Here is a 5,885-nt window from a genome sequence, read left to right on the forward strand (position 1 = left end):
GGATGAGAATGGCCAAAATGTCGAATTTTACGCCACAATTATTGCATCAATTTTAAGCACCATCATACTTCAACTTATTTTTTCAGTCGGTACTGGCAACTGAGCCAATACCTCTTTAGCCGCTTCAAAATCAAAATCTTCAATCGCATGCATCAAACTTTTCTTTTGCTCGTCAGACCATAAATTGCATTGTTTAATTTGGTGGATCATATGAATCGCATCAGCATCGTAGTTTTCAACACATTGCACTAATTGTTGGTAGAGCAACGCAATATCACGGTGCTCTTGCTGCGGATGTAATTGTGTCTGCTCCCAATCTCTTAGCTCATCCAACAAAGTAGACATCAACTTTGATACCGTGTTGAGATCTTGAATGGCGGGTTTCGTATGTCGCTGCACAACCCCTTCCATCTCGTTGGCTAGCTGCGCAATAGGCTCAATCCCTAGATTAGCCGCTGAACCTTTTAGGGTGTGCATCACTCGCTCTGCCTCTTCCCACAGCCCCTTATCAATCAATTTAGGGAATGCGGCTATTTCTTGCTGCTGGCTGGCAAGGAAGTGATCCAATATTTCAAAGTATCGCTGCGCATTGCCACCAATTCGGAAAATCGCTTGCTCCACATCAATACCCGTCAATTCTGGGTAGCCAGTGCTCGGTTTCACTTGATTCGGTAATACCGTAGAGGGTACTGGCGTGGTTTCATCCGCCTTTAAATATTTGCGTAGCACGTGGTACAAGCGCTGTACATCAATTGGCTTCGCCACATGATCATTCATACCTGCATTTAAACAGTGCTCGACATCTGAAGACATCGCATTGGCGGTCATTGCAACAATCGGTAGCGTTTTCCACTCCTCATGTTGGCGGATCTCTTTCGTCGCACTGATACCATCCATAATGGGCATCTGCATATCCATCAGCACTAAATCAAAAGCTTCTTGCTGCAATTTCGTCAAAGCTTCTTGTCCATTATTAGCAAGAACAATGCTCAATTGAGTACTTTCTAACAGGCCGAAAGCCACCTCCTGGTTCACTTCGTTATCTTCTACCAAAAGCACTTTTTGCCCAATAAATGTTGGCCTTGTATCATGATCAAGATACTCATGGCTCTGCCTTAATTGCTCGATGCCGTAGCTGTCCATAATGGCATCAAGGAGATTTGATGGGTTCACAGGTTTCACAATCAAGGCATCGACTAATTTACTGTTTTCTCCCACCAAGGAGATTTCTCGGCCGTAAGCCGTGACGAGGAATCGTTTGGTGTTATCAAAAACACCCAATGGTTTCATTCTCTGCAGCAACTCTATGCCATTCATACCCGGCATATTCCAATCAATAAACAGCATATCAAAATGCGTATTGCGGATTTCATCGAGCGCCTCAAAACCGTTACTGACTGACTTCGCTTCAAAATGCATCGCATTGAGCAACGTCATTAAAATATTGCGCGCCGAGTCATTATCATCGACTACCAACGCACGTTTGCCTGCTAGAGCGCTGAGTGGCTTAGCGATATCGCGCATTTTGGCTTCTTGCAGGCCACACTCAACCGTGAATTCAAAGGTGGATCCTGACCCTTCTTCACTGCGAACTTGAATGTCGCCACCCATCAATCCGACTAACTGTTTACTGATACTAAGCCCCAAGCCCGTGCCTCCATATTGGCGAGTAATGCTATTATCAGCTTGAGAAAATGCAGAGAATAGAGTGGTTACGTTAGATTCAGCAATGCCAATACCTGTATCAGAAACGGTAAACTTCAAGGTCACGTTGGCGTCGTTTTGCCCCACGACTCGCGCCGAAACGATGATCTCCCCTTGTTCGGTAAATTTCACCGCATTGCCACATAAGTTAACGAGAACTTGCCCCAAACGCAGCGGGTCGCCCACCAAGCCCACAGGAATATGTGGGTCGATATCTAATAAAAACTCGATGTTTTTCTCTTGGGCTTTTAGCGAAATCAAGGTGGTGAGGTTATCCAATACCTCATCAAGGCTAAAATCAATGTGCTCAACATTCAGCTTGCCCGCCTCTATTTTGGAAAAATCCAAAATGTCGTTAATGATGCCAAGCAAGTTTTTCGCCGATTCATTAATCCGTGAAATGTATTTTTGTTGCGTAGGATTGAGCTCGGTATTGAGCGCTAGATGGGCCATACCTAAAATGGCATTCATTGGTGTACGGATCTCGTGGCTCATGTTCGCGAGGAAATCGCCTTTGGCTTGGCTCATGGCATCCGCGGTCTCTTTAGCTTCTCTTAATTGCTCTTCCATCTGCTTGCGATCGGTTAAATCAAGCAAAATTCCGACAATTCCAGAGACTTCACCGCGATTATTTTGGAAAGAAGCTTCGTATACCAACATCTCTCTTTTGTGGTGCGAAGCGTCATAGAGAGACAATTCGTAATCTTGTGAAGACTGCTCCTCTCCAAGCCTTTTATGTACTTGGGCAAAAATGGTCGCCGTTTCATTTTGAAAGATATCTTGCGGCGATTTACCGATAATTTGCTCAGCCGACAGGCCAACTAAATCCATAAACTTAGCGTTAATGGTGAGATACGTACCCGAGGCCGACAAGCAATACATGGGGTTCGGCGTCGCGTCGAGGATCTCTTGATTCAGTTGAGATTGTTCGAGTACTTTCTGCTCGGATCGGCGTTGAATTTCAATGTTTTGGCTCAATTGAATACTGACCGATAAGTCATCCAACATTTGCGATAACCACTGGAATTGCAAACTCGACAACGACCCGATAGTACCCAGCTCTAGTAAAGCGACAGGATGCTGATTGACGTGCAGCGGCAAATAATACACTTCGTTAATAACTAACTTGCCACCGTTAAATTCAATGTGACAGTTGCCATCGAGTGCTTTCATCGCATAGGGCTGACCGCTGAGCAACACGCTAAGCTGCGTCGAGGATGGATCGGTGTATTCTCTGGCCGAATGCTCACCATAACCCACTCCAGCCACTCGTTTTAATACGCCCTCTTGATAGATGTACATGCCAACCATTTCCAAAGGAAATTGATGCAGTAAGAATTGCGTAACTTCATTACACAAACGGTCCGTAGAATCGTTTTTGCGCAGGATGATATTGAAATCTTTAAGTAAAGTATTTTGGCTAAGCTGCTCAGCGATATGATGAAACACCACATTCAAACTGTCGATAAAATGTTGCAGCTCTGCATAGGCGGTTTGAGTGATGGTAAACGCGTAATCTTCCCGTTTGACTTGAGTCACAACCGTTTTGAGTAGCTGACTTAACGGATTGATGTAAAGACGCCACAGCAGAACAAAGGAGGCGATGATCACGCTGAGTAAGGTTAATACTAACGCCAAGCTTATCCATTCATAACGCAGCGCTTCGCTATCGGCACGTTGGATGTTTTGCTCCATGCGTTGCATGATCGATTGATGCGCAGAACCAATCGCCTGCATAATTTTCGCCTTTTCCGCGAAGTATTGGTCACCATAGAGAATAGCCCGAGCCAATTCCAGATCCGGCTCACCTGTGTCGACAAATTCGCCTTGGCTATTCTTTTTCCATCCTTTGATGGCCATGAAGGCTTCTCTTTCGAGTGACACCAGTGAATCAGACAACATAAGCGCATTTTTGAGCTCCAAAAACTCCACCGATTCAATGCCCGAAAGACGCATTCTATCGAGTAACGAAGGGTTGTCTGGTGCGCCACCCAGTGAGCGGGCAAGTAGTTTGTTTTGTGCAACGACATCCCAAAATTCGTACTCATTCCCTTTCGGTAACGGCACAGAACCATTTCTGACGCTCAGCACATAATTAAAAAGGTTGAGCCACTTTTCATCGCCAGTCGAAGCGTAGGCTCGGGCAAATTTGGTTAAGTGATCTGAGCTCTGCTTCAACTCTTGTGACAGACGATAGAAACGGTAAAGTTCGTCGTTCAGTTGTCGGCTCTCAGTTCTCAGAGCGGCTACTTTGTCGGTGATACTAAACATCGCAATGGAACATAATCCCATAGCAATAAATAAGACGGTGAATAAAGTTCGGATGGATCGCATGTGAAGCGCCTTCTTAATAATTTTCTCACTCTACTAACGCTGAGATTAGCTATAGTTATTGATAAGTTTAGACTTAAACCCAACCTTCGCCGCTCAATTGCTATTTTTTATTAGGAAAGACTCATGCCCATCGAAAACTTGGACAATTGTACCGTGTTAATCGTCGATGATTCGCCAGATAACCTTGCATTTATGTCACAGGGGTTGGCTAACCGATATCATGTCAAGGCCGCTAAATCAGGCCCGATGGCGCTCAGTATCTTAGACAAGTTTTCTATTGACCTAGTGTTACTCGATATTGTGATGCCGGAAATGTCAGGTTTTGAAGTCATACAAAAGATCATGGCAAACCCTAACACCCAAGACATCCCTGTGATTTTTCTGACCGCAAAAGATAACCCTGAAGATCAAAAACTGGGGTTTGAGTTAGGTGCGGTTGACTATGTATACAAACCCGTAAGCGTACCGTTGCTAAGAGCCAGAGTAGATACTCACCTGCAAAACAAAATTTCAAAAGACATACTGAAGAACCAAAATGGCTACTTGGAAAAAGAGGTGATCAAACGTTCAAATGAATTGGATAAAATGCAAGACGCGGTCGTGTATGCTCTCGCCAGTCTCGCTGAAACCAGAGACCCAGATACTGGTAACCATATCCTGCGAACACAACATTACGTCAAAGCGTTAGCCGAGCAACTGGCTAAGCTGCCAAAATATCAACAAAAGCTAACGCCGAATGTTATTAATACCTACTTTAAAGCCGCCCCTTTACACGATATTGGTAAAGTGGGCATCGCCGACAACATACTATTAAAACCAGGAAAACTGGACAGTGATGAGTTTGAGATCATGAAAGGCCATGCCAGCTTAGGGCTACGTGCGCTAGAAAAAGCGGAAAAGATGTCAGGCGCGAAAAATGACCTTATCGATATGGCGAAAGAGATCGCCCATGGGCACCATGAAAAATGGGATGGCTCTGGCTATCCTAACGGTTTACAAGGTGATGCTATACCACTCAGCGCACGGTTAATGGCTGTCGCTGATGTTTATGACGCTCTGATTTGCCGACGCATCTATAAGGAGCCGATGCCTCACGCCGATGCGAAAGGGATTATTTTGGACGGAAGAGGAAGCCATTTTGACCCTGAAGTCATTGATGCCTTCTTGGCAATAGAAGAACGCTTTATTTCGATTGCCCATGAATACGCCGACGATTGATATCTTGGTAAGCAACGTATTAAACAAAAAGATAAACGTATGAAGGTAACCTTTCGCCCCGCAAGTGACAGCGATTATCAATTTGCTTTTGATCTAAAAAAAGTCGCAGAAATGGATGCTATTACGGCGATATTTGGCTGGGATGAAGAGTTGCAGCAAGTGCTGCATCGCCAAGAATGGCATTCTGGTCTACCAACGATCATCTGCGCTGATGGCCAACCGATTGGCACTTATTTACTGCAGAGCAAGCATGAAACGCTCTACTTCTCACGCTTTTTTATTCTGCCAGATTTTCAAAATAGAGGGGTGGGTAGCCAAGTGTTACAACTGGTCGTCAACCAAGCCAATCTGACTCAATACCCATGTAAGCTCTGTTATTTGCAAGGTAGCCCCGTCGGTGCTTTGTATCAGCGATTTGGGTTTACGCACTACCAAATGGACGATGAGTTTTCTCATATGCATTTCATTCCAACGCCCAAAGGCCAATAGCTCAGTACCCTTTGTGCTATCTTGAATTAAGGTTAGCGATCGGCAAACAGCCTACGCGGCGAGAAAATAAGCTTCATCATTAACGCCAGCCCACCTGTAGCACAACAAAATGGTTACATTTGTTTATTCATATTCATTAC

General features: G+C 44.7%; 3 protein-coding genes. 2 read left to right on the top strand and 1 reads right to left on the bottom strand.

What is annotated here, in order from left to right; all coding sequences use genetic code 11:
• Window positions 1-69: 69 nt before the first annotated feature.
• A complete protein-coding gene (locus AACQ17_RS05150; protein ID WP_094147458.1) occupies window positions 70-4,038 on the bottom strand; it encodes a response regulator in 3,969 nt (1,322 codons plus the stop codon).
• A 123-nt stretch (window positions 4,039-4,161) separates the two neighbouring features.
• On the opposite strand from AACQ17_RS05150, the gene AACQ17_RS05155 reads away from it, so the two are divergent.
• Entirely contained in the window at window positions 4,162-5,256 is a 1,095-nt protein-coding gene (locus AACQ17_RS05155; RefSeq protein WP_013868403.1) for a response regulator, read from the top strand.
• A 39-nt stretch (window positions 5,257-5,295) separates the two neighbouring features.
• Window positions 5,296-5,745, top strand: coding sequence for a GNAT family N-acetyltransferase (locus AACQ17_RS05160; protein WP_047688721.1), 450 nt, complete (start codon window positions 5,296-5,298; stop codon window positions 5,743-5,745).
• The last annotated feature ends 140 nt before the right edge of the window (window positions 5,746-5,885 follow it).

This window comes from Vibrio sp. V10_P2A27P122 (genome assembly GCF_963874335.1).
GTDB classification, from domain to species: domain Bacteria; phylum Pseudomonadota; class Gammaproteobacteria; order Enterobacterales; family Vibrionaceae; genus Vibrio; species Vibrio anguillarum.

Coding starts and splice junctions, on each gene's coding strand:
- AACQ17_RS05150 (WP_094147458.1), bottom strand. CDS start 4,038: ATGCGATCCATCCGAACTTTATTCACCGTCTTATTTATTGCTATGGGA.
- AACQ17_RS05155 (WP_013868403.1), top strand. CDS start 4,162: ATGCCCATCGAAAACTTGGACAATTGTACCGTGTTAATCGTCGATGAT.
- AACQ17_RS05160 (WP_047688721.1), top strand. CDS start 5,296: ATGAAGGTAACCTTTCGCCCCGCAAGTGACAGCGATTATCAATTTGCT.